This is a genomic window from Ancylobacter amanitiformis (assembly GCF_030814815.1).
Classification (GTDB): Bacteria; Pseudomonadota; Alphaproteobacteria; order Rhizobiales; family Xanthobacteraceae; genus Ancylobacter; species Ancylobacter amanitiformis.
The window spans coordinates 1-25,300 of record NZ_JAUSVR010000016.1 but is presented as its reverse complement, the minus strand read 5'-3'; the positions used below and the strand labels follow the sequence as shown (position 1 = coordinate 25,300).

The 25,300-nt window shown below is 69.8% G+C and carries 26 protein-coding genes and 2 pseudogenes; 14 read left to right on the top strand and 14 right to left on the bottom strand.

Annotation, left to right across the window (positions count from 1 at the left end):
* The first annotated feature begins 131 nt into the window (after nt 1-131).
* Nucleotides 132-1,646, top strand: a complete 1,515-nt coding sequence (locus QOZ99_RS18230) for a hypothetical protein (protein WP_306891425.1) — start codon at nt 132-134, stop codon at nt 1,644-1,646.
* A 75-nt stretch (nt 1,647-1,721) separates the two neighbouring features.
* Here the strand turns inward: QOZ99_RS18230 and QOZ99_RS18225 are convergent, their stop codons facing one another.
* Both QOZ99_RS18225 and msrB read right to left on the bottom strand, forming a co-directional pair.
* Nucleotides 1,722-3,836: a S9 family peptidase gene (locus QOZ99_RS18225; RefSeq protein ID WP_306891474.1), complete on the bottom strand. Its 2,115-nt coding sequence runs from the start codon at nt 3,834-3,836 to the stop codon at nt 1,722-1,724.
* 14 nt (nt 3,837-3,850) lie between these two features.
* Nucleotides 3,851-4,282, bottom strand: a complete 432-nt coding sequence (msrB, locus tag QOZ99_RS18220; RefSeq protein WP_306891424.1) for a peptide-methionine (R)-S-oxide reductase MsrB — start codon at nt 4,280-4,282, stop codon at nt 3,851-3,853.
* A 348-nt stretch (nt 4,283-4,630) separates the two neighbouring features.
* Here msrB and QOZ99_RS18215 point away from each other — a divergent pair, with 348 nt between their 5' ends.
* On the top strand, nt 4,631-5,053 hold the full coding sequence (locus QOZ99_RS18215; RefSeq protein ID WP_306891423.1) for a Ros/MucR family transcriptional regulator: 423 nt from the start codon (nt 4,631-4,633) through the stop codon (nt 5,051-5,053).
* A gap of 147 nt (nt 5,054-5,200) precedes the next feature.
* Here QOZ99_RS18215 and QOZ99_RS18210 read toward each other — a convergent pair whose 3' ends face one another.
* Entirely contained in the window at nt 5,201-5,485 is a 285-nt protein-coding gene (locus QOZ99_RS18210) for a hypothetical protein (RefSeq protein WP_306891422.1), read from the bottom strand.
* Nucleotides 5,486-5,718: 233 nt separating this feature from the next.
* Here QOZ99_RS18210 and QOZ99_RS18205 point away from each other — a divergent pair, with 233 nt between their 5' ends.
* Both QOZ99_RS18205 and QOZ99_RS18200 read left to right on the top strand, forming a co-directional pair.
* Entirely contained in the window at nt 5,719-6,126 is a 408-nt protein-coding gene (locus tag QOZ99_RS18205; RefSeq protein WP_306891421.1) for a helix-turn-helix domain-containing protein, read from the top strand.
* Nucleotides 6,119-6,661: a DUF6456 domain-containing protein gene (locus QOZ99_RS18200; RefSeq protein WP_306891420.1), complete on the top strand. Its 543-nt coding sequence runs from the start codon at nt 6,119-6,121 to the stop codon at nt 6,659-6,661. The genes QOZ99_RS18205 and QOZ99_RS18200 overlap by 8 nt, the downstream gene beginning before the upstream one ends.
* A gap of 13 nt (nt 6,662-6,674) precedes the next feature.
* Here the strand turns inward: QOZ99_RS18200 and QOZ99_RS18195 are convergent, their stop codons facing one another.
* Nucleotides 6,675-7,112, bottom strand: coding sequence for a SufE family protein (locus tag QOZ99_RS18195; protein ID WP_306891419.1), 438 nt, complete (start codon nt 7,110-7,112; stop codon nt 6,675-6,677).
* A gap of 128 nt (nt 7,113-7,240) precedes the next feature.
* Nucleotides 7,241-7,726, bottom strand: a complete 486-nt coding sequence (locus tag QOZ99_RS18190; protein ID WP_306891418.1) for a DUF5330 domain-containing protein — start codon at nt 7,724-7,726, stop codon at nt 7,241-7,243.
* Between the two features lie 202 nt (nt 7,727-7,928).
* Between QOZ99_RS18190 and QOZ99_RS18185 the strand changes: the two genes are divergently transcribed.
* Both QOZ99_RS18185 and QOZ99_RS18180 read left to right on the top strand, forming a co-directional pair.
* Nucleotides 7,929-8,669 carry a peptidoglycan-binding domain-containing protein gene (locus QOZ99_RS18185; protein ID WP_306891417.1) on the top strand — a complete coding sequence of 247 codons (741 nt, stop codon included), beginning with the start codon at nt 7,929-7,931 and terminating at the stop codon, nt 8,667-8,669.
* A gap of 27 nt (nt 8,670-8,696) precedes the next feature.
* Nucleotides 8,697-9,041, top strand: a complete 345-nt coding sequence (locus tag QOZ99_RS18180) for a DUF1491 family protein (RefSeq protein WP_183187968.1) — start codon at nt 8,697-8,699, stop codon at nt 9,039-9,041.
* A 25-nt stretch (nt 9,042-9,066) separates the two neighbouring features.
* Here QOZ99_RS18180 and QOZ99_RS18175 read toward each other — a convergent pair whose 3' ends face one another.
* The 4 genes from QOZ99_RS18175 to QOZ99_RS18160 form a co-directional block, all read right to left on the bottom strand.
* Nucleotides 9,067-10,230, bottom strand: a complete 1,164-nt coding sequence (locus QOZ99_RS18175) for a DUF2336 domain-containing protein (protein WP_306891416.1) — start codon at nt 10,228-10,230, stop codon at nt 9,067-9,069.
* 433 nt (nt 10,231-10,663) lie between these two features.
* A complete protein-coding gene (locus QOZ99_RS18170) occupies nt 10,664-11,209 on the bottom strand; it encodes a DUF1254 domain-containing protein (protein ID WP_306891415.1) in 546 nt (181 codons plus the stop codon).
* A gap of 52 nt (nt 11,210-11,261) precedes the next feature.
* On the bottom strand, nt 11,262-11,837 hold the full coding sequence (locus QOZ99_RS18165; protein WP_306891414.1) for a DUF1214 domain-containing protein: 576 nt from the start codon (nt 11,835-11,837) through the stop codon (nt 11,262-11,264).
* Between the two features lie 145 nt (nt 11,838-11,982).
* A complete protein-coding gene (locus QOZ99_RS18160; RefSeq protein ID WP_370876887.1) occupies nt 11,983-14,229 on the bottom strand; it encodes a transglycosylase domain-containing protein in 2,247 nt (748 codons plus the stop codon).
* A 281-nt stretch (nt 14,230-14,510) separates the two neighbouring features.
* On the opposite strand from QOZ99_RS18160, the gene QOZ99_RS18155 reads away from it, so the two are divergent.
* Complete coding sequence (locus QOZ99_RS18155) at nt 14,511-15,056, top strand: YcgN family cysteine cluster protein (RefSeq protein ID WP_306891413.1); 546 nt, start codon at nt 14,511-14,513, stop codon at nt 15,054-15,056.
* Between the two features lie 54 nt (nt 15,057-15,110).
* On the opposite strand, the gene QOZ99_RS18150 is transcribed toward QOZ99_RS18155, so the two are convergent.
* Nucleotides 15,111-16,247, bottom strand: coding sequence for an alpha-hydroxy acid oxidase (locus QOZ99_RS18150; protein WP_306891412.1), 1,137 nt, complete (start codon nt 16,245-16,247; stop codon nt 15,111-15,113).
* A 369-nt stretch (nt 16,248-16,616) separates the two neighbouring features.
* On the opposite strand from QOZ99_RS18150, the gene QOZ99_RS18145 reads away from it, so the two are divergent.
* Nucleotides 16,617-17,381, top strand: a complete 765-nt coding sequence (locus QOZ99_RS18145) for an FCD domain-containing protein (RefSeq protein WP_306891411.1) — start codon at nt 16,617-16,619, stop codon at nt 17,379-17,381.
* On the opposite strand, the gene QOZ99_RS18140 is transcribed toward QOZ99_RS18145, so the two are convergent.
* Nucleotides 17,378-17,581, bottom strand: coding sequence for a hypothetical protein (locus QOZ99_RS18140; RefSeq protein ID WP_306891410.1), 204 nt, complete (start codon nt 17,579-17,581; stop codon nt 17,378-17,380). The genes QOZ99_RS18145 and QOZ99_RS18140 overlap by 4 nt on opposite strands.
* Complete coding sequence (locus QOZ99_RS18135) at nt 17,578-17,925, bottom strand: hypothetical protein (RefSeq protein ID WP_306891409.1); 348 nt, start codon at nt 17,923-17,925, stop codon at nt 17,578-17,580. Before QOZ99_RS18135 ends, QOZ99_RS18140 begins: the two co-directional genes overlap by 4 nt.
* A gap of 263 nt (nt 17,926-18,188) precedes the next feature.
* On the opposite strand from QOZ99_RS18135, the gene QOZ99_RS18130 reads away from it, so the two are divergent.
* Complete coding sequence (locus tag QOZ99_RS18130) at nt 18,189-18,569, top strand: DUF6481 family protein (protein WP_183187979.1); 381 nt, start codon at nt 18,189-18,191, stop codon at nt 18,567-18,569.
* 16 nt (nt 18,570-18,585) lie between these two features.
* Here QOZ99_RS18130 and dcd read toward each other — a convergent pair whose 3' ends face one another.
* Nucleotides 18,586-19,143, bottom strand: coding sequence for a dCTP deaminase (dcd, locus tag QOZ99_RS18125; RefSeq protein ID WP_306891408.1), 558 nt, complete (start codon nt 19,141-19,143; stop codon nt 18,586-18,588).
* Between the two features lie 248 nt (nt 19,144-19,391).
* Here dcd and QOZ99_RS18120 point away from each other — a divergent pair, with 248 nt between their 5' ends.
* Nucleotides 19,392-19,961: an NADPH-dependent FMN reductase gene (locus QOZ99_RS18120; RefSeq protein ID WP_306891407.1), complete on the top strand. Its 570-nt coding sequence runs from the start codon at nt 19,392-19,394 to the stop codon at nt 19,959-19,961.
* 93 nt (nt 19,962-20,054) lie between these two features.
* On the top strand, nt 20,055-21,590 hold the full coding sequence (locus QOZ99_RS18115; RefSeq protein ID WP_306891406.1) for a serine hydrolase: 1,536 nt from the start codon (nt 20,055-20,057) through the stop codon (nt 21,588-21,590).
* A 30-nt stretch (nt 21,591-21,620) separates the two neighbouring features.
* Here QOZ99_RS18115 and QOZ99_RS18110 read toward each other — a convergent pair.
* A pseudogene (locus QOZ99_RS18110) lies at nt 21,621-21,713 on the bottom strand (tRNA (N6-threonylcarbamoyladenosine(37)-N6)-methyltransferase TrmO); the annotation flags it as partial.
* 590 nt (nt 21,714-22,303) lie between these two features.
* On the opposite strand from QOZ99_RS18110, the gene QOZ99_RS18105 reads away from it, so the two are divergent.
* The 3 genes and pseudogenes from QOZ99_RS18105 to QOZ99_RS18095 all read left to right on the top strand — a co-directional run.
* The gene (locus QOZ99_RS18105) at nt 22,304-22,858 is read left to right on the top strand and encodes a fatty acid desaturase family protein (RefSeq protein WP_306891405.1); all 555 of its coding nucleotides are present in this window, start codon (nt 22,304-22,306) and stop codon (nt 22,856-22,858) included.
* A complete protein-coding gene (locus QOZ99_RS18100) occupies nt 22,824-24,146 on the top strand; it encodes a DNA-packaging protein (protein WP_306891403.1) in 1,323 nt (440 codons plus the stop codon). Before QOZ99_RS18105 ends, QOZ99_RS18100 begins: the two co-directional genes overlap by 35 nt.
* 400 nt (nt 24,147-24,546) lie before the next feature.
* Nucleotides 24,547-25,209 (top strand): annotated as a pseudogene (locus QOZ99_RS18095) (phage portal protein); the annotation flags it as partial.
* Nucleotides 25,210-25,300 lie beyond the last annotated feature (91 nt).

Below are 25,300 nucleotides of genomic sequence, written 5' to 3'. Positions count from 1 at the left end.
GAGGCGTCGTTATCGTCGCAAGTCGACTCCAAAGGGTGCAATCGCCTGGAAATCTTTGGTAAACGCTGTTCGTACATAAAGTTCGTCAGCACGGGGGCCGAAGACGAATCGGTCGAGGGGCGGAGTGAGTGATGAGTGCAATTTTCATCGGCATCGGCGCAGCAATTGCCGTGATCGGTTTTCTGCTCGGGGCGCTCGGGTTCGACGCATCGAAGACGGCGTCGGGCGCGGCAATTCTGACGGCGGGAAGCTTCGGCTTTGTCGGCGGCCTGCTGCTCGTCGCCCTCGGCTACGTGCATCGGGCCCTGGTGGAGATCGCCCACAGGCTCGATGGCGTCGTTCATTTCGAGCCCGAGGACGAGATGCACCCCGTCGTGGACGAGGAACTGGACTTGATGGCGACGGACCTCGATCCGGTCTTCGCGCCGTCTGCGCCCGCGCCGGAAATGGTGCCGCCGCGTTCCAGCGCCCGCGCCCCGGCGCCCGAGGCGCGCTCGAGCGCGCCGGACGCGCGCCCTCTGCCGCCGGAGACGCGGCTTGCGGCGCATGTGGCGGCGCATGAGACCCGCGCCGCCGGTCACGAGCCTGTGGCCGCGCGGCCGCCGGCCCCGATGCCGGCTCCCCCGCCGGCGCCCGTGGCGAAGCCCGTCCCGTCGCGGGCCTTCGACATGCCGGCGGAGCCCGAGCCGCGCTACGAGGAGCCTGAATACGAGGAGCCTGCGGAGCGGACGACCGAGCCGGCGGAGCGCAAGACGGCCCAGCCGCGCAGCATCCTGCCCTCCTGGTTCCGTCGCAAGCGCGAGGCGGAAACCGATATCGTACCGGAGCCGGAACGGGTCGAGGAGCCCGCGCGGGAGCCCGATTTCATCGCCGAGCCGGAATTCGCGCCGGAGCCGGAATTCGTGCCAGAGCCCGTGCCGCGGCCCGTCGCCGAGCCGGCGCCCCGTCCCGCCGCGGAGGCGCCGCGCGAATTGCCGGGCTTCCTGCGCACCCTGCACGGCGTGGCCGCGGAGCGCGCGCCCCCCGCGCCGATGGGCTTCGACGACGGACGGGCCGAGCCCCGCATGACCGAGCCCCGCATCCCGGAGCCCCGCATGGCCGAGCCTCGCATGGGTGAGCCCCGCATCCCGGAGCACCGCATGCCGGAGGCAAAGGCGCCGGAGCCGCGCCTGCCGGATTCCTGGCTCACCGAGACCCGATCGGTCGAGGCCCGCCCGATCGATATCCCGGCGGCCGAGGCCCGGCCGATGGAGCACCGCCCGTCTGAGCCGCCGCGCATCCCGGAATCGCCGGCCCCCGCGCCGGTACTGGCCCCGCTGTTCTTCGATGAACCGCGCCAGCCCGAGCCGCCGGTTCCGGAGCCCGCCCCGCTGGCGCCGGCACGCGAGCCCGGCCCCCGGCCGGAATTCGCCGCCCCGCCGGCGGCCGCGCCGTCCTTCCTCAGCGACGTCGATCTGCTGGCCGACGACGAGCCGCTGGCGCCGGACGTGAAGGTGCTCAAGGCCGGCACCATCGCCGGCATGAACTACAAGCTCTATTCCGACGGCTCGATCGAGGCCGATCTGCCGGATGGAACCGTGCGCTTCGCCTCGCTGCAGCAACTGCGCGATCACGTCTCCGGCGCCGCCGCCCGCAGCGACGCCTGAAGCCTCGGATGCTGGATGCGAAAAGGGGCGCCGTGCGGCGCCCCTTTTTTATGCCGCGAACGCGGGTCTTCTGCCTCAGGCCAGCGGGTGCAGGCCTGCCGGTTCAGGCTGTTCGGCGATTTCCAGCGCGAAGGCATAGACCTGCGCCGTCTCCTCCAGCCGGTCGAAGCGCCCGGCGGCGCCGCCATGGCCGGCTTCCATATTGGTGCGCAGCAGCAGCGGCGCGCGGTTCGTGCGGGTCGCGCGCAGCTTCGCCACCCACTTGGCCGGCTCCCAATAGGTCACGCGCGGGTCGGTAAGCCCTGCCAGCGCGAAGATGGCGGGGTAGTTCCGCGGCGTGACATTGTCATAGGGCGAATAGGCGCGGATCGTGTCGAAGGCCGCGCGGTCGGCGATCGGGTTGCCCCATTCGGGCCATTCCGGCGGGGTGAGCGGCAGCGTGTCGTCGAGCATGGTGTTGAGCACATCGACGAATGGCACTTCCGCAATGAGCCCGGCAAAAAGCTCCGGCCGCATATTGGCCACCGCGCCCATCAGCATGCCGCCGGCCGATCCGCCATGGGCGATGATGCGGTCCGGCGCGATGATGGCCTGCGCGACGAGGTGATCGGCGGCCGCGATGAAATCGCTGAACGTGTTGGGCTTCTTCGACAGCTTGCCTTCACGGTACCAGCGCCAGCCCTTTTCCGTGCCGCCGCGAATATGGGCGATGGCATAGACGAAGCCGCGATCGACCAGCGAGAGGCGCGAGGTCGAGAAACTCGCGGGAATCGAGATGCCATAGGCGCCGTAGCCATAGAGCAGGCACGGGGCCGAGCCGTCGAGCGGGGTGTCCTTGGCGAAGAGCAGCGACACCGGAATGAGTTCGCCGTCTTTGGCCGGCGCCATCAGGCGGCGGGTGACGTAGCGGTCCGGATCGTGGCCGGAGGGCACTTCCTGCCGCTTGCGCAGCACGCGCGCGCGGCTCGCCACGTCATAGTCCCACACTTCGGACGGCGTGGTCATGGACGAGTAGGTGAAGCGGATCTCGGTCTTGTCGAAGCCGTAGCCGGGATCGAAACCGAGCGAATAGGCTTCCTCGGCAAAGGCGATCGCATGTTCCGCGCCGGCAGGGTCCGCGCCATCGCCCAGCGCGCGCACGACGATGCGCGGCAGCCCGTCCTCGCGCTCCAGCCGCACGAGATGGCCGCGCAGCACGCTGACGGAGAGCAGCAGCCGCCCCGGCACATGCGGCACGAGGTCGCGCCAGTGGGCGCGCGAGGGGCTGGCGAGCGGGGCGGCGACGATCTTGAAGTCCTCGGCCCCGTCGGCATTGGTCTCGATGATCAGGCTGTCGACGCCGCCGAGGGAGGGATGGTGCTCCACCCCATAGCGAAGGCCCGGCTCGCGCGGCTCCACCCGCCGCGGCGCGTCGAGCGGGGCCGCGAGGTCGAGCAGCCAGATCTCGCTGGTGTCGTGATCGCCGCAGGAAATAAGGCCGAAGCGACCCGATTGCGTACGTCCGAGCGAGACGAAGAAGCCCTTGTCCGGCTCCTCGTAGATCAGCGTGTCCTCGGCCGGATCGGCCCCGAGCCGGTGGCGATAGACGAAGCTCGGCCGGTGCTCGGCGTCGCGGCGGATATAATAGAGATAGGCGCCGTCGGCGCTCCACAGCACGTCGCCGGTGGTCTCGTCCACCACATCGGCAAGGTCGGTTCCCGCCGTCACGTCGCGCACGCGCAGCGTGTAATATTCCGAGCCGGCCTCGTCGGCGGTCCAGGCATAGAGCGCGTGGTCCGGCGACTGGCGGGCGTCGCCGAACTGGAAATAGGCCTTGCCTTCGGCGAGGGCGTCGCCATCCAGCAGGATGGTCTCGCCGGCGATGGCGCCGGCCGGGCGGCGGCAGATCAACGGATGCTGCCCGCCCTCGCGAAAGCGGGTGAAATAGGCGAACGGCCCGTCCGCCGCCGGCACCGAGGAATCATCTTCCTTGATGCGGGCGCGCATTTCCGCGACCAGCGCGCGGCGCAGCCCGGCATGGGGGGCGAACCACCGCTCGGCGGCTTCATTTTCCGCCTCCAGCCAGGCGCGAATCCCGCCGTCCAGCACGGCTGGGTCACGCATCACCTCGCGCCAGTTCTCGGCGCGCAGCCAGGCATGGGGGTCGACAAGCGTCTCGCCGTGGAAATGGCGGACCAGCGGGGCCGGCATCGGCTGGCCGTTGCTCACGAGGCGGCGTCCTGCACGGCGTCCGCCTTGAAGGAGAGGGCGACGCCGTTCATGCAGTAGCGCATTCCGGTGGGGCGAGGACCATCCGGGAAGACGTGGCCGAGATGAGCGTCGCATGTGGCGCAGCGCACCTCGATGCGGTGCATGCCATAGGAATGGTCATGCACTTCCGTAACGGCGCCGGCGTCGATCGGGCGGAAGAAACTGGGCCAGCCGGTGCCTGATTCGAACTTGGTGTCGGAGCGGAACAGCGGCTCGCCGCAGCACACGCAACTATAGGTGCCCGTTTCCTTCTGCGACAGATAGGGGCCGCTGAAGGCGCATTCCGTGCCGTGGCCGCGGGTGACGCGGTATTGCTCCGGCGTCAGAAGGGCGCGCCACTCGGCATCCGTCTTCACGACTTTGGGTCGGCGAAAGGTCTCGTTCATGGGATTCCCCGGCGGTTTTCCATTGAGATAATAAGCCTTGCCCCGCGCGGCAAGTCGGGGACGGCCTCACGAAGCCGTGCTGCCCCGAGTGAAAAGCATAGCCGGGATCCAGTTGAGCTTGGTACCGTGCCGACTGTGCGTTCAGCAACAGGTGATGTCACGAACAAAATATGCGAACGGCGCGTGAAATACCTTGCGGGTTCTCACGCGGAAGTCTATCTATCCATACGTATCCAAACGACAAATTGTATGCGCTGGCACTGAGCGTATTGTCGTGGAAATAGACGCGTACATGTGGATGCCGTCAATCGGCGTTCCGGTATACCAACATCCTTTGAAGAATGAGCCATGAGCGACACCACGGACGCCGCAACCTATATCGAGCTGGCCGCCGATATCGTCTCCGCTTACGTAAGCAATAATGTGGTCCTGGCCAGTGACCTGCCTGCTCTCTTGACGGAAGTGCACATTGCACTGCAGCGCGTGACGACCGGCGAGGTCGAGCTGACGCCTGAGCCGCTCAAGCCCGCCGTTCCCGTGAAGAAGTCGGTTGCACCGGACTTCATCATTTGCCTGGAGGACGGCAAGAAGTTCAAGTCGCTCAAGCGGCACCTGCGCACGCAGTACAACCTCACGCCCGAGCAGTATCGCGAGAAGTGGGGCCTTCCGGCCGACTATCCGATGGTGGCTCCGAACTACGCCGCCGCCCGCTCCGCCCTGGCCAAGGAAATGGGCCTCGGGCAGCAGCGTCGCCGCACCGTTCGGACCTGAGCCAAGGCGTCCGCCTCGTCGAAGGGATCGCCACCGCATGCTGGCCTGGCTCATCCGCGTGAACCTGCGTTCGTCGGAAATGAGCCAGATGCCGATGCCGATACGGTATCCCTGCGGGATCGCGAATCCGCCGCGCTCGCCTGCGCCCTAACGAAGTTGACGAGGCCGCCCGGCCGCCCGGGCGGCCTTTTCGTTATGCGCTGTCGCGCCCGGGCCGCGAAGCCGGTCCGGTGCAGCCTGCATTTCCGCCATGAGCCGGCGCAGCGCCGCGTGGCGCGAGGCATCGTAGCCATGTCCGCTGCGCGAGGCCCGGCGCTCCTGCCGCAGCAGCCGGAGCAGGGCGGTGCGCCGCTCCTCCACCGTGATTCCGATAAACGGACGCAGCGCCGCCGCCCGCGCCGCGATGGCAACCTCCGGCTCCTCGCTCCGCATGGATCGGATCGCTCGCCTGCCGCGCGTCAATGTCATGGTTCCACCTCGCCGCCTACGCCCGCCAGTATGGGTGCGTGGCGACAGGTGTCGGATAATTTTCCTATACCGTGGGTTGTGTCGCCGGGGGTCGGCGGATCCGGATGTCGCGGTAACGATGCAACTTTAGACGCTTGCACTTGAATAATACCTCTCTAGGTTGTAGGTTGAAATTCCTAGGTACGGAGTTCGACTTCATGGGCAACATCGCGATCCCTTCCTCCGCTCCCACCATGCGGGCAACGTTGCCGCCGCCTCCGGCAACCGGAGAAGCCGCACGCGCGCGGTGCCGCGCGCTTTGCCGGCTGGCGGCTGACCTTGCCGCCGCCGACGCCGACCACCCGGCGGATGCCGTCCTCGGCCGGGCCGGCGGGCGCTCCATCGCCGCCGTGCGCGCCCTCGCCATGTATCTCGCCCATGTCGCGCTCGGGCTGTCGCTCCGCCGGGTGGCCGCGGGGTTTGCGCGCCACCCCTCGACCGTCGCCCATGCCTGCCGGCGGGTGGAGGAGCGGCGCGAGCAGGCGGTCTGGGACCAGCGGATCGCCCGCCTGGAAGACATCATCACCCGCGAGGCCGCCCGCCGGGAGGATCTCCGCCATGGCTGAGCGTCGGCTGGAGCGAGTGGAGGTGGCGGTCGACGGTGTCGCCACGCAGGTACTGGTCGATCTGGAGGAAAGCCCGCTCGGCTGGCTCGCCCGCCGGCGCGGACGCAATGGCAGCGCGCTGGTCGGCGCGGCCCAGCTGGTGGCGGGGGAGCGGCTGCGGGCCGATTTCACCCGCGCGCAGATGATGCCGCGCCTGACGGCGGATTGGGAGGCGGTGGGGCGCAGCGGAAGGCGCGGGCCGTCCGCCGGTCTCACGCCGTCAGAGGCGGCGCTGGCGGCGCGTCAGCGGGTGAGCGCGGCACTGGAGGCCGCCGGCCCGGAATTTGCCGGCCTGCTCACCGATGTGTGCTGCTTCCTGAAAGGGCTGGAGCAGGTGGAGCAGGATCGCGGCTGGCCGGCGCGCACCGCCAAGGTGGTGCTCGGTCTCGGCCTCGACCGGCTGGCACGCCATTATGGCCTCGCCGTCGCCGCGCGGGGCCCCGAGCGTGCCGGGCCCATTCGGGCCTGGAGCGCGGAGGGCCGCCCGTCGCTGTAGCCGAGCGGAAAGTTCAGTGCGCCGGGGTGGCGAGCGCGCGGCGCGCGTCGGCCCGGATGCGCTCGACCATCGAGCGCAGGCCATTGGAGCGCTGCGGCGTCAGATGGTCCTTGAGGCCGATGCGGGAGAAGACGGTGGCGGGATCGGCGGCGAGGATTTCCGGCGCCGTGCGGTCCGAATAGAGCGCCATCAGAATGGCGATGAGACCGCGCACGATATGCGCATCGGAATCGCCGAGAAAAGCGAGGCGGGTTCCCGCGTCGTCAGGGGTCGCGCGGCTCACCAGCCACACCTGGCTGGCGCAGCCCTGCACCTTGCTGGCATCGCTGCGCTCCGCCTCGGGAAAGGGCGCCAGCGTGCGCCCCAGCTCGATGAGATAGCGGTAGCGGTCGTCCCAATTATCGAGAAGCTCGAAATCCTCGATGATGCGGTCAATGCTCGATGTCGTCATGTGCGCCTCGCCGGACGCATATAGGGGCGGCGGGGGGGCGAGTGCAATGGTGGGGCCTTCGCCCGGTGCGCCGGGGCCGCGCTCCGGCGCGCGGTCTGGCCGGAGGCGTGGTCAGGCCGGACGCGTGGTCAGGCCGGTCGCTTGGGCGGCAGCGGCACGGCGGGCGGGGAGGAGGCCGGTCCTGGGCTGCCGGCCGGCACGGATGCCGATGTCTCGTTCGGCAGCCCGCCCGGGGCGATCGGGCCCTGCCATTCCGGGCTGAGATCGCGCGTGGTCAGCGTGTCGCCGCTCGGCGTCCCGGTGGCGCGGGCGGCGGCGCGGCGCTTTTCCTCGCCGATCTGCTCGGCAATATAGGAGATAGCGAAGCGCGCTCCGGCTTCCGCCCGCTCGCTGATCATCTGGATCACCCCGGCGCCGATGGCGCAGGCCTGCGGCTGGCGGGCACAAAACCCACTCGCATCCGCCATGGCCGAGGTGGCGGCCGACAGCGCCTCCATGGCGCCCACCGGCTGGTCCTTCGGGGCGGCGGCGTCATGCAGGGGCCCGCCCGGAATGCTGGGCAGGAGCAGCAGGACGATGGTCAACCAGAATGCGACGCGTAACAAAAAGAACATGGCGCTTCCCGCGGCCTCGCGGAGGATCCTCAAGGCCACAGGATAACGGCATCAGGTTGCCCAACCGATGTCGGCAACGCGTGAAATTGCGCGATTGAGGCAAGCGCTTGTTAAGCAAAATTCCGGCCTTAGGGTTCGCTTAAGCCTCTCGTGGCAGTGTCGGACGACACCGCGCCAGGGGGGCGCGTCGGTTCGGGATGCCATGCCGAGGTCCTACGCAAGCGATCTGCTGGTCGACGAGATCGACCTCGACGGCGAGCGCGTCGTGGCCCACCAGCCCAGCCGGCCGGGGCGGCGCACGTCCGATACGATCATGCTGTTCCTTGCGGCTCTCGCCAGCGCGGCGATTCTCGGCAATGCGCTGGTGATACATGGCGCGCGGCGCGCGGCCCCCGCCTCCGTCACCGGCTCCCTCCCGACCGATCTTCTGGCCGCCGCCGCGGCAGCCGTGGCGGGCGATTCCACCCCGCTGCCGACCCCCGCGCCGGCCGCGCCGCCGCCCGCCCAGCCGCAGGCGCCCGCCAGCCATTCCGATGCGCCGGCCGTCGCGGCGCCGATGAACCTCACGCCCGCACCCGCTGCCGCGCCATTGCCGCCGGCCAGGCCCACCCAGCCGCCGCGCGCGCCGGCTGCCGCGGTTGCGCCTGCGCCAGCCCCGGCTGGCGCCGCGCCGCTGCTGCCGCCCGCCAATGTCGCCGCCGCAGCGCCTGCCGCCGCGGTCGTGCCCCCGGCCGAGGTCGGGGCCTCGCCGCGCGTGATGGAGGTGCAGAAGGCGCTCGCCCGGCTCGGCTACGGCCCGATTCGCGTCGATGGCCGCCCGGGCGAGGCGACGCGCGAGGCGATCCAGCGTTTCGAACGCGACCGCCGCCTGCCGGTGACCGGCGAGATTTCCGACCGCGTGGTGCGCGAGCTGAACGCCATTGCCGGCCTGCAGATTCAATAGGCGGCGGTTGACCGCGAGGGGGACGCCATGCGTCTGAAAAGCGGCATCTGGGTTTCCGCGCTGATCCGCCGGGCTCATGGCGTGGGCGCCTTCGCCGCCGTGCGCCGGCGTGGCGCCGAGGATGCCGGCGCCATCTTCGTGAAGATCGCGACGCTCGACGGCAAGGCCGGATTGTTCGGGCCCGCGCTGCCCTCGCTCGCCGAGGTGGCGGTGCCCGGCGAGCGGCTTTTCGCGCCGCTGGTGCCGCCCGGTTCGCCCGAGAGCGCGGCCGAGGAGCGCATGGCGAAGGAGATCCGCTTCGATCCCGACCTGTGGTTCGTCGAGATCGAGGATCGCGAGGGGCGGCATTTCCTCGAACTCGCGCGCGACTGATCCACCGACGTCGGTGAGCGCGCGATCAACCCTGCTGGCGCGCCTCGCCCGAATCGGAGGCGGTAACGGGGGTGGCGCGGGCGTGGCCATAGCTGCGCATGGACGGGGCGTCCTCCCCCCGCTCGCGCGCCATCCGCCGGCCGCCGCGCCAGCTCGCGACCAGATGTTGCGCGCTGGCCAGCGGCAACCCGTCGAACATGTCGGCCAGCCGGCTCATTTCCGCCGCCGAGCGACCGGTGGCCGGGTGCAGGCGGAACAGCACGCGCGACAGCACGGCGAAGGAGAGACCCAGCGCGCGCGCGGCGACCGCGAGGGCCTGCCCCGTCTCGTCGGCGACGATGCGCGCCGCGTTCTCCCGCGTCACGCCCAGCGCCGCCTCCATCAGGGCGGCGATGCCGGCGGGTTCGGCGGCTTTCGCCAGATCGAGCAGCGCGTCGGTGAAAGTGCCGTCGGCCGCCGCCACCCGCTCGGCCAGCGAGAGAGGCGGCAGGGTGACGAGGCGGGCGACCAGCGCTGCGCGCTCTTCCGGCGAGGCGGCGAGATAGTCGAGCCGCGAAACTGCCGGGGGAGGGGCGATGCGCGGGTCGCCGTCGGGCGCGGCCGTATCGCGCGGTTCACCCTGGTCGGGCGCGGCGGGGCGTTCGGGAAACGCGGCGGCGAGTTCCGAGGCGATGCCGGCGACAATCTCGGCGGTCAAGGCGGCCGTATCGAGCGCCGTCGCGACAGCCGGGTGCGGCTCTCGCGCCGGCGCCCCGGCCCGGTGCATGCGCGCCGCCAGCCGCTTGGCGAGCGCCGGCGAGACCTCGCGACGGGCGCTGATGGCGGCCAGTTGATCCGGGCTCGCCCGGTCCACCAGCGCGGCAAGGTCTTCCTCGTCCAGAACCGGTGACAGGCGCAGCATCGGGCCGGCCAGCGCGATCGGCCCGTCGATGAGGTCGAGCACGAAATCGCGCGGCAGATCGCGGCGAGGTGCCATCTCGCGCAGCGCGCGGGCGGCGGCGGGTGCATCCACCGCGGCGATCAGGTGACGGGCGAGCGTGGCGAAACGGGTCTGCTCGTCGGCATTGTGCGACGGCTGGCGCAGATACAGCCCGACAAGCGCGCGCAGCATGTCCGGCCGGGTGTCCTCGTGCCGGCGACGTGCTTCCTCGATCAGGAGTTTGAGGCCGGAACCGGTCGCAGGGGGCATAGGGATGAAATTGTCTGATGAAATGATTCCGGCGTCGCGCGCCGTTCCGCGAAACCAAGCTAGGCGTGGAACGTTAGAAAGGCGTTAACCATGAACGTCCGTTACGGGACCAATTGGGTTAACCCTGCGGAAAAACGTGCCTTCCCCGCCGATCCGCCCCCGTGACGGCGGGATCGGCTGGCGTGAATCCGTGCAACCCCGCGGAGGGCGAGATGGGCGTGATCGTGCCGTTTGCCATGCCTCGAACGCCGGGCGACGCCTCGCGCGTCCGCAAGCCGCCCCGCGCGCGGGGGAGGGCGAGACGGGTGGCGCCGTCACCGGTGAGGCAGCGACCGGCGAAATCGTGATCCTGCAGGTGATCCAGCGCGTGCGCGCGCAGGTGCCCGAACGGCCGTCCGGCGGTAGCCACGGACCGGCCCCGACCAGCGGCAGCCTATGACGGGCTGTCGCAGCCGGCGGCATCCACCAGCGCCTTGATCGCCTCGCGGGCGCTACGCTCGCGAACCAGTCCGCGAATGAGCACGACGCCCTCGTCGCTGGGTGATTCGACCACCAGACGGTCGGCCACCGTGACTTCGTCATTCTCCGGCAGCGCGGCTTTCTGCTTGGCGTTCATCAAGTCGAGTTCGATGACGCTGCGGCCGGCCGAGCGGTCGTTGATGGCGTAGAACGGCATTCCGTAGCGCGTATAGAAGGAGATGGAAGTGTAGTCCTCGGTCGTCGGCACGCGGATCTTCAGGGGCCCGTCGCCGAGATCGTAAAGGCACACGGCCGAGACGAAGGCGGGATCGCTCGCCGGCAGCACGGCGCCCTCCGAGGACGGGTCGTCGATGGGGGTGACGGTGTTCACGTCGCCGATGGCCGAGAGGCGGGAATAGGCGTCCTTCTCCGCGAGATAGGGCAGGATCAGCACCCCCACCAGATGCACGATGCCGCCCAGCACGAGGCCGGCGAGGATCGGCACGATCAGCCTTTTCATCAAGACCTTCCCCCCGTTGCAAGGCGGGGGACGGGGCGCATTGCGTATTCGCTCATGGGCAGCGCTCCGTCACCAGGCGCGGCATGGCCGGTGCGTCGCTGGTGCGGCGGGCAAGGCCGACCGGCGTATCGTAGAGCCGCAGCGTCAGCACGATGCGCTCGCGCGCGCCGGTCGGCAGCCAGTTGCCCGGCCGGGCGCGCGGGCCCAGCAGCAGGTCGAGCGTGCCATCCCGGTTCCACACCACTTCCGGGCTGGTGAAGCCGCTGCGCTTGGCCGGGTTGTCGATCAGCCGGCCGCGCGGGTCGGTGACGGTGAGCGTCCAGAAGCGCGCCTGCGGCAGGCTGCCGGTAAGGCGGATGTCGCAGCGCCCGTCCAGCGGCATGCCGGCATCGTCCGTGCTGGCGACGAAGGCGAGGCCGTCGGCCAGTTCCAGCGGCAGTTCGCCGGCGCGGGCGAGCGCGGCCCGCGCATAGGGATCGGCATCCTCCGCCCCCGCCTTGGGCCAGGCCTCCCAGGCGCCGGAGCGGATCGACGCCGGACCATAGCCCTTGACCGTGGTGAACCAGGTCAGGCCGAGGCCGACGGCGGCGCCGATGGCGAGCGTCAGGATGAAGAGGAGGGAACGCACGGTTTCGGGCAATCCGATGGAACGCGGGAACGCTCATGCATGGGCACTGGAAGCGGGAAGGTCAATCGGCAAGGTCTCGCGATCGCTCCGCCATCCGGATCGGCACGGCCGTCTTCCTCGGCGGGGCCGTGTTCGCGACATCGTCTCAATTGCTGCCGCTCGCCCCCGCACTGGGCACGGGGGCCGGAATCTGGCCGGGATCGGCGGCGGCGGTGGGCCGGCGGATCGGCTGTCCCGCCGCCTCGCGCATGCGGCTGGAGAGCGTCATCAATTGCCGGGCGGCAGCCGGGGACAGCGTGACGGGGCGCTGCACGCCGTCGACCTGCAGCGCCTCGGCATTCGCCACCGCGCCGTCGAGCTTGGGCACCGGCAGGCCCTCCAGGCTCGGCGGGGGCTTCAGTTCGATGCCCTGATGGGCGAAGGCCATCACCTTCTGCCAGGTCATGGCGGGCAGGGTGCCGCCGGTCATCTTGCGGGTCGGGGCGTAATCGTCATTGCCGAACCAGATGGCGCCGACATAATTGCCGGTGAAGCCGACGAACCAGGCATCGCGATAGGCGTTGGTGGTGCCGGTCTTGCCGGCCACCTTCACCCCCGGCAGCCGGGCGCGCCGGCCGGTGCCGTTCTCCACCACGCTGTTCAGCATCGGGTTGATCATGCCGATGATGTTTTCGGGGATGATCCGGTGCGGCTTGGGGCCGTCGCGGTCGAAGTTCCACACCGGCTCGCCGGCGGGGGTGCGCATGTCGATGATCGTGTGCGGGTCGACCGACATGCCGTTATTGGCGAACACGGCATAGCCGGTCGTCTGGTCCAGCACTGTCACTTCGGCGGCGCCCAGCGGCAGCGCGCGGGTGATCTTCAATTCGCTCTTCACGCCCATGGCATGGGCGAGATCGACGATGCGCCCGCGCCCGATCGCCTCCGCCAGCTTCACCGCCACGGTGTTCAGCGAGCGGGTGAGGGCGGTGATGAGCGGAATGCGGCCGGCATAGGAGCGGCCGTAATTCTGCGGGCACCAGTTGCCGATGCAGATGGGCCCGTCGACCACGATGGTGTCGGGCGTGTATTTGCCGGTCATCAGCGCGGCGGTATAGACATAGGGCTTGAAGGACGAGCCGGGCTGGCGCAGCGCATCGGTGGCGCGGTTGAACTGGCTCTCGCCATAGTCGCGCCCGCCCACCATGGCGCGCACCGCGCCGTTCGGCTCCATCACCACCATGGCGGACTGCTTGGCGCCGTAATCCTTGCCGAACTGCTTGAGGCTGTCGCGGATCGCGAGGTCGGCGGCCTTCTGGATATTGGGGTCGAGCGCGGTGCGCACCAGGAAGGAGCGCTCGGCATAGCTGCGCGGCAGCTTGTCGACGATCTGCTTCACCTGGTCGAAGGCGAAGTCGAGATAATATTCCGGCACGTCGTCCTGCTTGCGGTCGACCGGCGTTGCCGGGTTGCGGCGGGCGCCGAACACCTGGCCTTCGGTCATGAAGCCGGCATCGACGAGGTTGTCGAGCACGACGGAAGCGCGCCAGCGCGCGGCCGGCAGGTTGACATGGGGCGCGAATTTCGACGGCGCCTTGAACAGGCCGGCCAGCATGGCGGCCTCCGCGAGGTTCACGTCGCGGGCGGACTTGCCGAAATAATACTGCGCCGCCGCGTCCACGCCGAAAGTGCCGCCGCCCATATAGGCGCGGTCGAGATACAGTTTCAGGATCTGGTTCTTGGTGAGATGGAATTCCAGCCACAGCGCCAGGAACGCTTCCTTGATCTTGCGCTCCAGCGTGCGCTCGTTGGAGAGGAACAGGTTCTTGGCGAGCTGCTGGGTCAGCGAGGAGCCGCCCTGCACCACGCCGCCGGCGCGCGCATTGGACAGCACCGCGCGGAAGGTGCCGGGAATGTCGATGCCGAAATGGTCGTAGAAGCGCCGGTCCTCGGTGGCCAGCACCGCCTTGATGAGGTGATCGGGAAATTCCTCCAGCGGCACCGTGTCATTGTGGCGGATGCCGCGCTCGCCGATGATGTTGCCGTAGCGGTCCTGGAAAGTGACGGACAGCTCGGCCCGCTTCAGCCAGTCGTCCGAGGTCTCGTGGAAGGCGGGCACGGCCAGCGCCAGCATGAGCACGGCGCCGATCGCCCCCCAGCTCATGCCGGTCGAGGCGAGGGAGATGGCGAGGCGCACCGGGCCCTGCACGTTGAAGCGCTCGGTGAAGGCGACGAACGCATCCCAGAACGCGCGCAGGCCGATGCCGCTGGCATAGATGGTCGAATCGATCCAGGAATCGAGCGCGAGCAGGAAGTTCCGCAGCCGCCGGTTGCCGCGCGGGCGCGGAGCGCGCGGCGGTGTCGGCCCGGCCGGCGGCGGGTCGGGGGAAACATCCTGCGGCGTGTCGCTCAAGCCCGATACTCCAAGGCCGATACTCCAGGGCCGGTCGTCAACTGGCCGGTCGTCAACTGGCCGGCCCCAAAGGCCCGGCACTCGAAAGCCGGATACGCGCCCGGCCATGCCCGGGTGCCCGTCGGCGTCGATCCGGGTATGACTGCCTTATAGCCGAGCCCTCGCGCGGCGACGAGTGGCGCGTGAGGGCTCGCTTCAATGGAAGCCCGACGCTATCTAAGGTTTGATTGCCGGTTGATGAAGCCGCCGGCGTTTTGGTCCGCTTCTCCTGCGAAGGTCGCATGACGTCCGATATTGCCGAGCCGTTCTGGCGCACCAAGTCGCTGGAGGAACTGGATTCCGCCGAATGGGAGAGCCTGTGCGACGGGTGCGGGCGCTGCTGCCTTGTGAAGCTGCAGGACGAGGACACCGAGGCGATCGCCTATACCGATATCGGCTGCAAGCTGCTCGACGAGGATGGCTGCCGCTGCCGCGATTACCCCAATCGGCAGGCGGTCGTGCCCGATTGCGTGCGCCTGACGCCGCAGACCGTGCGGGCCATCGACTGGCTGCCGACCTCCTGTGCCTACCGGCTGGTGGAGGAGGGGCGCGATCTCTACTGGTGGCACCATCTGGTCTCGGGTGACCGCGACACGGTGCACCAGGTCGGGGTCTCGGTGCGTGGCAAGGTCGCCGTGCTGGAAGACGACCTGCCGCTGCAGGATTTCGTCGATCACATGGTGCGCTGGCCGCTGCGCCTGCCGCGCGGGGCGACACGGCGGACGCCGAAGGCCCCGCCCGTCAAGGCAGAGGCGGCGCCGTCGGCCGCATCACCGCGCAAGCGCTGACAACGGCCGGGCGGATACAGGGCCAGTCTCGCCATGGGGCCGTCCGTACCGGCCTCAGAGCGCGAGCACGCTTTTGTCGACCTGGTTGATGTCCCGGGTGCCGGTGAGCGCCATGGAGACGTCGAGTTCCCGGCGCATGATTTCGATCGCCTTGGCGACGCCCGCCTCGCCGCCCGCCGCCAGCGACCACAGGAAGGCCTTGCCCATCATGCAGCCCTGCGCGCCCAGCGCGCGGGCCTTGAGGATGTCCTGACCCGAGGTGACGCCGCCGTCGAACCAGATCTCGCTCTTGCCGCCGCCGATGGCGTCGACGATCTTCGGCAGCGCCGAGATGGACGAGACCGCCCCGTCGAGCTGGCGCCCGCCATGGTTCGACACCACGATGGCATCGGCGCCGGCCTGCGCCGCGATCTTCGCGTCCTCGACGTCCAGCACGCCCTTGAGAATGAGCTTGCCCGGCCACAGCGAGCGCACCCATTCCACGTCCTTCCAGGACAGCGAGGGGTCGAACTGGCCGGCGATCCACTGCGACAGCGTGGTGAGGCTGTCGCTCTCCTTGCGCACCGCGAGATTGCCGAAGGAATGGCGCTTGCCCATCAGCACGCTGAGCGCCCAGGCCGGCTTGGTGGCGATGTCGATGGCGTTGGCCAGCGTCAGCTTGGGCGGAACGGCGAGCCCGTTCTTTATGTCCATGTGCCGCTGGCCCTGGATCTGCAGGTCGAGCGTCAGCACCAGCGCCGAGCACTTCGCCGCCTTGGCGCGCTCGATCAGCGATTCGGAGAACTTGCGGTCCCGCATCACATAGAGCTGGAACCAGAACGGCTTCGACACCGCCGCCGCCACGTCCTCGATCGAGCAGATCGACATGGTGGAGAGGGTGAAGGGGATGCCGGCGGCATGGGCGGCACGGCAGCCGTGAATCTCGCCGTCGCCGTGGAACAGGCCGGTGAGCCCGGTGGGCGCGATGGCAAGCGGCAACGCCACGCTCTCGCCGATCATCGTGGTGGCGGTGGAACGGTCGGACACGTCGATCATCACCCGCTGGCGCAGCGGGATGGCGGCGAGGTCGGCCTTGTTGGCCTTCAGCGTCACCTCGTCATAGGAGCCGCGGTCGGCATAATGGAAGATGGCGCGCGGCACCTTGCGCATCGCGATCTGCCGGAGGTCCTGGATATTGGTGACGGTGGCCATGGGTCGCTTTCCCCTGCGCAGGCTTTTGGGGCAGGCTCATACGCCTCCCCCATCGGACGTCAATGATGGATGCCCCACGGCCCTTGCGCGGGGTGCCCCTCGCCGATCACGGGGCGCCGCTCCCGGCGAGGGGCGGCGCCTGCGGGACGGGTGGGGCAGCGTGCCTCTCCGTTCGCGCTCCCGGCAGGTGGCCCCGGCGAGGGTGGGAGCTTGCGGTTGTGAACATCCAGTCTGGTAAATTCGTTTTACCAGTCAAGTCAATCGGTCTGTGCCTTGGGCTTTGGTCGCACGGTGCCAACAATGCGCGATGTGCGCGGCGCGGAAAAATGGCGTAGGAACAAGGGGCAGGGAGGGGCAGGGGAGGACACCATGGTTGAGCGGCTCAAGACTCCGAAGCTGGCGGAGGCCATTGCCGGGCACCTCGAGCGGCTCATTCTGGAGGGCGTGCTGCGGCCGGGCGAGAAACTCGCCAGCGAGCGCGACCTCGCCGAGCGGCTCGATGTCTCCCGCCCCTCGCTGCGCGACGCGCTCGCGATACTGGAGACGCGCGGGCTGCTGTCGACCGGCCGCGAGGGCACGCGGGTCACGCAGTTTCTCGCCGGCCTCACCGATCCGCTGGCCGGGCTGCTGCAATCCAATGAGGCGGTGACGGCGGACTATTTCGAGTACCGCGCGGCGGTGGAGACGACGGCCAGCGGGCTCGCCGCGATCCGCGCCACCGAGCCGGAGCGCGAGGCCATCCGCGACTGCCTCGCCGAGATGGAGACAGCCCACCGCGCCGAGGACCCCACCCGCGAGGCCGAGGCCGATCTCGTGCTGCACCGGCTGATCTACGCCGCCTCGCACAACCTTGTCATCCTGCATGTGATGCGGGCCTTCTCGGAGATGCTGCGGCGGGACATCTTCTTCAACCGCACCAGCCTGTTCGCGCATCCCGCCTTCCGCGATGACCTCCTGGCCCAGCACAAGGCGCTGGGCCTCGCGGTGATCAACGCCGAGGCGGCGGCCGCCGAGGAGGCGGCGCACCGCCACCTCAAGTTCACCGGCGACAGCGTGGAGAAGACGCGCCGCGACGCCGAGCGGGCGGACCTCGCGCTGCGCCGGCTCAACCGCTCGACCCTGCTCGGGAGCTAGCGCACCTCCGCTGACGCGGAATCCGCCTCGCCCGAAAACGCCCGAGCCGGTACGCGTCCGCGCCGGCCGGGCACCAGCCCGAGCACCAACCCGAGCACCCGCGCGCAGCCGAAGGCGATGGCCGCCCCGCCGGCCATCTGCACGGGCGTCAGATGCTCGCCCAGCAGCAGCGTGCCGATGAGCACCGCGACGCCCGTCACCGCGAATTCGACGCTGATCGCCGTGTCGGGCCGATCGTGGTGATGACGTCCGGCGTGATCGGCCGGACCGGGGCGCTCCACCCCCGGAGGCGGGCGATGAGCATGGAAAACAGCGGGATCATGGCGACCAGTCTGGCCGACATGGCGGTGCCGATCAGCGGCAGGCTGTAGGACAGAAGCGCAAGTTGCCCCGCCACGGCCGTGACGCCGGCCATGATGAGCGGCACGATGCCGAAGCTGAAGTCCAGCCGGCGCCCGATCGCCCTTGCCACGAGGAACAACGTGGCGGAGGCGATGAGCGCGCGGAAGGAGACCGCGCCGGCCCAGCCGAAGGCGGGCACCACCCGGCTGGCCGCGAGAAAGGAGGCCCCCCAGGCGACGGACAGGAATACATAGCTTGCGAGGTCTCCGGGATTGAGGTGTCCGGGATTGAGGTGTCCGGGATTGAGGTCTCCGCGGCTCTTGACGCGACACCAGCGGGAACGCGAAAGCGCAGCCCCGAACGGCCGGATCGCGGCGCGAAACGACGTCGCTGCCCGCGCCTGTCAATGCACGGTTTTGCAGGCTGGTTATTGCCGTCGGCGCGCTCTCGGGTTAAAGAACGGCCATGAAAACGATTGATAGCTTCGAAGACCGCCGCCAGAACTCCGCCGCTGCCAAGGCACGTCTGCTTGACCGCCTGAAGGCCCGGCCGAGCAAGGACGATCCGGCCGTCCTCGCCCGCATGGCCGAGCGCAAGGCCGTGGAAGAGGCCCGCGAGGCGCGCCGCATCGCGCGCGCGGAAGCCGCCGCCGCCGCCGAGATCGCCGCCCGCGAGGCCGCCGCCGCCAAGGCCGCCGCGGACGCGGCTGCCGAGATCGCCGCCCGCGAGGCCGCCATTGCTCACGCCGCTGCCGAGGCCGAGCGCGCCACCGCCGAGGCCGCCGCGCAGAAGGCCAAGCGCGACGAGCGTTACGCCGCGCGCAAGATGCGGGCCGGCGGGCGCTGAGAGCGCACGCCCGCTCTCACTCCGCCGCGCGTTGGCCGGCGAATTGCCCGCCATAGCCACGCTGCGGCACGCCCAGCGTCTGCTCGAGAATCAACTGGCACACCTTCATCCCGGTCCGCAGGCGGATGGGACGGGGACCCAGATTGATGATCTCAAGCTGGATGCGACCGGTGGATCCGGCATGGATGGTGGGCGCGGTCAGATGGACGATGAGCCCGATTCGGGCCAGCGAACTCTTGCCCTCGACGCGCGCGGCGAGCCGTGCGCCGGGATGCAGGTCCACCCGCTCCAGCGTCCAGGCCAGCACCAGCCGGCCGGGATCGAGCACGAAGCCTTCCCCGCCGATCTCGATATCGTCGGCCATCCGGGTGATGGCCTCGCGGAAGCTGTAGCCCGGTCGCGCCGGGTCGATCACCGGGTCCTCGCCCGCGGCCACGGCGCGGTAGAGCGTGAGGCGGCTATCGAGCCGCAGATCCACGCCGTTCGGCGCGTAGAAATCCGCCGGCGGAACCGGATCGATGCTCAGCGCCCCGTCCTTGAGCGCGTCGAGAATGTCGCGGTCGGTCAAGATCAAGGGCGACGGCCCTCCTGCTACGCAACGCCTTCAATCGGTAACACGCTTTGCCGCAATGCGAAACGGCGGATGCGGGCGGGGCCGCCTGTAGTGCAGGATTGCATGATGGACTGTTTGGTTTCAGTCATGCATGGGGAAGATTGCAGGAATGCACGTCCCGGCGCTTGAGCGGCGGGCCTGAACAGCGGAGATTTAGCGTGACGCGCGGCGCCCCCCGGCGCGCGCCTGATGATCTGGAGTTTCGCGACATGACGACCCGCCCCAAGCTTCTCGGCATTTCCGGCAGCCTGCGCGCCGGCGCCCACAGCACGGCCGTGCTGTTGGCCCTGAAGGCCGCGCTCGCGCCCAAGGCCGATCTTGACGTCTTCACGCTCAACGACGTGCCGCTCTACAATCAGGACGAGGACACGCAGACCCCGCCGGCGGGCGCTGCGGCGTTGCGCGCGGCCATCGCGGCGGCGGATGGCGTCATCTTCACCTCGCCGGAATATAATTACGGCACATCCGGCGCGCTGAAGAACGCCATCGACTGGGGCTCGCGCCCCTTTGGCAAGGGCGCTCTGCGCGGCCGGCCGGTGCTGGTCGTCACCTCCTCGCCCGGTTCCACCGGCGGTATCCGCGCGCAGGCGCAGGTGCGTGAATCGCTCGCCGCCGCCGGCGGGCGCGTGGTGGATTATCCCCACCTCGCCATTCCCGGTGTCGCCGACAAGATCAAGGATGGGGTGTTCGTCGACGAGAAGACCGCCGGCTTCCTGCTCGGCGGCGTCGACGCGCTGCTGACGGAAATCCGCCTCCTCGCACTGCACAAGGCGGGCTGAGGCCGACATGCGGCCGGCTCTTTCCGCGCCGGCCTCTTGAGAAGCATGGCGGATCGGCCAGTATGGGCCCGTCCGTCATGCCGGGAGGCAACCATGCCGCGCTATCTGCCTCTTTTCCACCGGCTGACCCTGCTCGGTGCGGCGCTTCTGGCGGGCGGTGCGGCGGCCATCGCCGAGCCGATCCCGCGCGCGCGCGTCGACCCGGCGCTGGCCGGGCTCGACCGGCTGGCCGCGAAGGCGGTGGCGGACGGGCAGGTGCCCGGCCTTGCCATCGCGGTCGTGCAGGATAACGAGGTGGTCTTCCTCAAGGGCTATGGCCTGCGCGAGGCGGGCAAGCCCGGGGCGGTCGATGCCGACACGGTGTTCCAGCTAGCGTCGTTCTCCAAGCCCCTGTCGGCCACGGTGGTGGCGCGGCTGGTCGGCAAGGGCGTGCTCGGCTGGGACAGCACGATCGCCTCGCTCGATCCGTCCTTCCAGCTGCACGACGCCTATCCGACGCAGCAATTGACGGTGCGCGACCTGTTCTCGCACCGCTCCTGCCTGCCGGGGGATGCGGGCAACGAGCTCGAATCGCTCGGCTATGACCGCGCGACGATCCTGGCGAGGCTGCGTCTCGTGCCGCCATCCTCCAGCTTCCGCGCCGGCTATTCCTATTCCAATTTCGGCCTCACCGCGGGCGCGGTGGCGGCGGTGAAGCCGACCGGCAAGCCGTGGGAGCAGGTGGCGCAGGAGGAACTCTATGCGCCGCTCGGCATGGCCTCGACCTCCTCGCGCCACGCCGATTTCATCCGCCATGAGAACCGCGCCGAGCTGCATCTGGGCGGGCCGGGCAGCTGGGCGGCGAAGATCACGCGCGACCCCGATGCGCAGGCACCCGCCGGCGGCGTGTCCTCGACGGCGCGGGACCTCGCGCAATGGCTGCGGCTGGAACTCGGCGGCGGCATGTACAAGGGCGAGCGGCTGATCGCCGCCGAGGCGCTGGCCGCTACGCATCAGCCGCTTATGGCACGCGGCAACAACCCGGTGAGCGGCGCGGCCTCCTTCTATGGGCTGGGCTGGAATGTCGAATTCGGTCGCCATGGGCTGAGCTGGGGTCATGCCGGCGCCTTCAGCGTGGGCGCACGCACGCTGGTGACGATCTATCCCGAAAGCGGCATCGCCATCGTGGTGCTGACCAATGCCTTTCCGACCGGCGTGCCCGAGGGGCTGGCCGATGATTTCTTCGACCTCGCCTTCGACGGCAGGCCGGGCAAGGACTGGGTCACGCCGTGGAACGCCGCCTATGCCGGCATGTTCGCGCCGCCGCTCGCCGCGTCCGTCACGCCATCGGGCGGGGTGCTGCCGCCGGCGCCGCTCGCGGCCTATGCGGGGCGCTATCGCAATGCCTATGTCGGTACGGCCGAGGTGGTGGCGCAGGGCGACCGTCTGGAACTGCGGCTGGGCCCGGAGGGGCGGGCACGTTTCCCGCTCACCCCGCTCAACCGCGACATCTTCACCTATCGGCCGGCGCCGGAACTGCCCGACCTGCCGGAGTCGGTGAGCTTCGCGCTCGGCCCGGATGGGCGGGCGAGCGCGGTGACGATCGAGGATCTCGACGGGTTCGGGCTGGGCACGCTGGCGCGCGAGTGAGCCCCGTTCCATCGCCATTCCGGCGGAGCCGCCCGGCTGCGCGGGGGCGATGGGGGTGAACGGGCCGTGGTCGGGCTTGAGGTCGATCAGCGGCGTGCCGTCGAGGCCATCGAGGCCGCGCACCCGCGGGACGCTGTCCGGTTCGAGCGCGGTGGGCACGCGATGGCGCGCCTCCTCCATCCAGCGCGATGATGATGCGGGAGGCCGTCACCACGGCAGAGGCTTTGCTGCCCTCCTTCGGCCAGGGCTCCGCCGTCTCGTTGGCGATGCAGGAGGTGAGCATCTGCCCGCCCACGACGTCGAGGCGCACAGGGGGGCGCCCTTGATGACCGCGAGAACGGTGCCGGGAATGCGTTGCGGCCCCGGGCGTCGTCGCGGTCTGCGGGAAGGGGCGGTGCCTCATGGAGGGAGGCTGGGCCATGTTTTCACGGGGATCGCAAGGCGACGGTTCGCGCGATCGCACTCGGCGCCCAACCAACGCACCATGCCGCGCCGCCTGATGATTATTCCTAATCTAGGAAAATAGTCCTTGACAGCGCAACGCTGGCCGGGTAGCTTCAGGTCATGCTCCACAGTTGCGTCGATGGGGCGGGTTGCTGACCCGTCAGGTTGCGTGGGCGATGGGCGGCCGGAACAGGGCGCCCCGATCTTCTTTCGACAGCCGGCCTTTGGGCCGGCTTTTTTATTGGCTTGCAGCGTGCGGCGGGGGTGGCATGGCTCAGGATGAACCGGCCATCTCGCCGGCCGCGCTCAGCGAGGCGCGGCGTCTTTATGAAGAGACCGACGCGCCGGTGGCGGAGATTGCCAAGCTGCTCGGCGTCACCGGGCCGGGCGTCTATCGCCAGGCCAGCCGCCGCGGCTGGAAGCGCCGGCGGCCCGCGCGGGCGACGGCCGTTCCGCCCGCCCGTCCTGCCTCGCGCACGCCCGCCGCCCCGGCGGCCCGCACGGCCCGCACCCGGCGCCACCGGGCCGTGCCGCGCGGCCAGCTGATCGCCCGGCTGGTCAAGCGGATCGAGAAGGAGATCGCCGCCGTGGAGCGGCTGATCGCCCGGGTGGGACGCGAGCGCCCGTCGGACGGCGTCGCCGAGACCGAGCGGGCGGCGCGCACCCTTGCCATTCTCGTGCGCTCGTTGCGCGAACTCGCGGCGCTGGAACGCGCCGAGCCTCAGGGAGACGAGGATGACGCCGAGCTGCGCGATGCCGACGCCTTCCGACGCGAGCTTGGCGAAACACTTGAGCGCGTGCTGGCAGCAGGGAAGCCTGCCTGATCTGCTCGCCGCGCTGGAGGCCGACACGGCGGAATGGCTGCTGCACCACTGGCCGCTGATCGGCCGGCCGGCGCAGCATCCCCCTCTCGCGGCGCAGGGCGGCGGCGACTGGCTCACCTGGCTGGTGCTGGGCGGGCGCGGCGCCGGCAAGACCCGCGCCGGCTCCGAATGGGTGCGGGCGCTCGCGCTGGGACTGGGCGGCCCGCTCATGGGCCCGCCGGCCGGGCGCATCGCCCTGGTGGCGGAGAGCCTCGCCGATCTGCGCGAAGTGATGGTGGAGGGTGTGTCGGGCATCCTCGCCGTGCATCCGCGCCGCGAACGGCCCAATTGGGAGCCGACGCGCCGGCGTCTGGAATGGCCGAACGGCGCGGTGGCGCAGGGCTTTTCCGCCGATGATCCCGAGAGCCTGCGCGGACCGCAGTTCGATGCCGCCTGGTGCGACGAACTGGCCAAATGGCGCTATGCGCAGGCGAGCTTCGACATGCTGCAATTCGGGCTGCGCCTCGGCCGTCGCCCGCGCCAGATGGTGACGACCACGCCGCGGCCGACCAGCCTGATCCGCGCCCTGCTGGCGGATCCGCGCACGGCGGTGACGCGGATGGGCACGGCGCAGAATGCCGCCCATCTCGCGCCGACCTTTCTCGAAACCGTAGTCGGCCGCTATGCCGGCACCCGGCTGGGACGGCAGGAGCTCGACGGCGAACTGATTGAGGACCGCGACGATGCCTTGTGGAACCGCGCCGCGATCGAGGCGGCGCGGGTCACCGTGGCACCGCCGCTGGTGCGGCTGGTGGTGGCTGTCGATCCGCCGGCCTCCTCGCAGCGCCATGCCGATGCCTGCGGCATTGTCGCGGCCGGGATCGACCGCGACGGCCTCGTGCATGTGCTGGCCGACGAGAGTGCGCAGGGCCTCACCCCGAATGGCTGGGGCGGTCGGGCGCTCGGCCTGTTCCACCGGCTGGAGGCGGACCGGGTGGTGGTCGAGGTCAACCAGGGCGGGGACATGGTGCGGACCATCCTCGCCGGCATCGACCCCGCCGTGCCGGTTACGGAAGTGCGCGCCACGCGCGGAAAATGGCTCCGCGCCGAGCCCGTGGCCGCGCTCTATGAGCAGGGCCGCGTGCGCCATGCCGGCGCCTTCCCGGCGCTGGAGGACGAATTATGCGATTTCGGCCCGGACGGCCTGTCGAACGGCCGCTCGCCCGACCGGCTCGACGCGCTGGTCTGGGCGATCACCGCGCTGGCGCTCGGCCCGCGTGAGGCGGCGCCGCGGGTGCGGCGGGTGTGACGTGAAACAGATGGCCGTCATGGCCGGGCGGGGATTCGGCCGAAGAGTCCTGCGCTGGGTCCCGGATCGCCGTTTCGCCTGCGGCGTCACTTGTCCGGGACACAGAGAATTCCGTTTCCCGGACCAACTGCACGCAGTGCGGTGCCGATCCGGGACCCAGCGCAAGAATCTGCCGAAGGCACAAGACCTGCCATAGGGCCGCTTTGCCGAGTGAGGGCATCACCCGGCAAGAACCCCCGAATACGCCCTCATCCTGAGGTGCCGCCGCAGGCGGCCTCGAAGGGTGCTCGTCGGGCGCACTTGAAACCCATCCTTTGAGGCTCGCTGCGCTTGCACCTCAGGATGAGGGCGATCAATCGGTCCCCAGGATGGGGGCGATCCTCTTCACACGGAGCCCTTCATGAAGCTCTTTCCCTTCCGCCGCCCGGCAGTGCCGCCGGAGGCCAAAGCCTCGCGCACGCAGTCGCTCATCGCGCTGATCGGCGGGCATCGGCCGCAATGGACGCCGCGCGACTATGCGGCGCTGGCGCGCGAAGGCTACCAGCGCAATGCCGTGGCGCATCGCTGCGTGCGGCTGGTCGCCGAGGCGGTGGGGCAGGTGAGCTTCACCCTGCTGGAGGGCGGGCGCGAGATCGCCGCCCATCCGCTGATCGATCTTCTCGCCCGGCCCAATGCGCGCCTCGGCGGCGCCGGACTGCTGGAGGCGCTGGCGGCGCATCTGATGATCGCCGGCAATGCCTATGTCGAGGCGGTGGCGCTCGGGGGAGAACTGCGCGAACTGCACGTGCTGCGCCCCGACCGCATGCGCGTGGTGCCCGGCGCGGATGGCTGGGCGGAGGCCTATGAATACAGCGTCGGCGGGCGCTCGGTGCGCTTCGTGCAGGACGGCGCGGGGGCTGGCGGGATCGCGCCGATCCTTCACGTGGCGCTGTTCAACCCGCTTGATGACCATTACGGCGCCCCGCCGCTGGAGGCGGCACAGATGGCGCTGGACCTGCACAATGCCGCGGGTGCCTGGAACAAGGCGCTGCTCGACAACGCGGCACGCCCCTCAGGGGCGCTAGGCTCAGGACCTATTAATCTGCCTTGAGTTGTGATTCACAGTCTCCCTTGAGGAGGCTGGCATGGGTGATTTGTTCCTGCTGAGCGAGCGT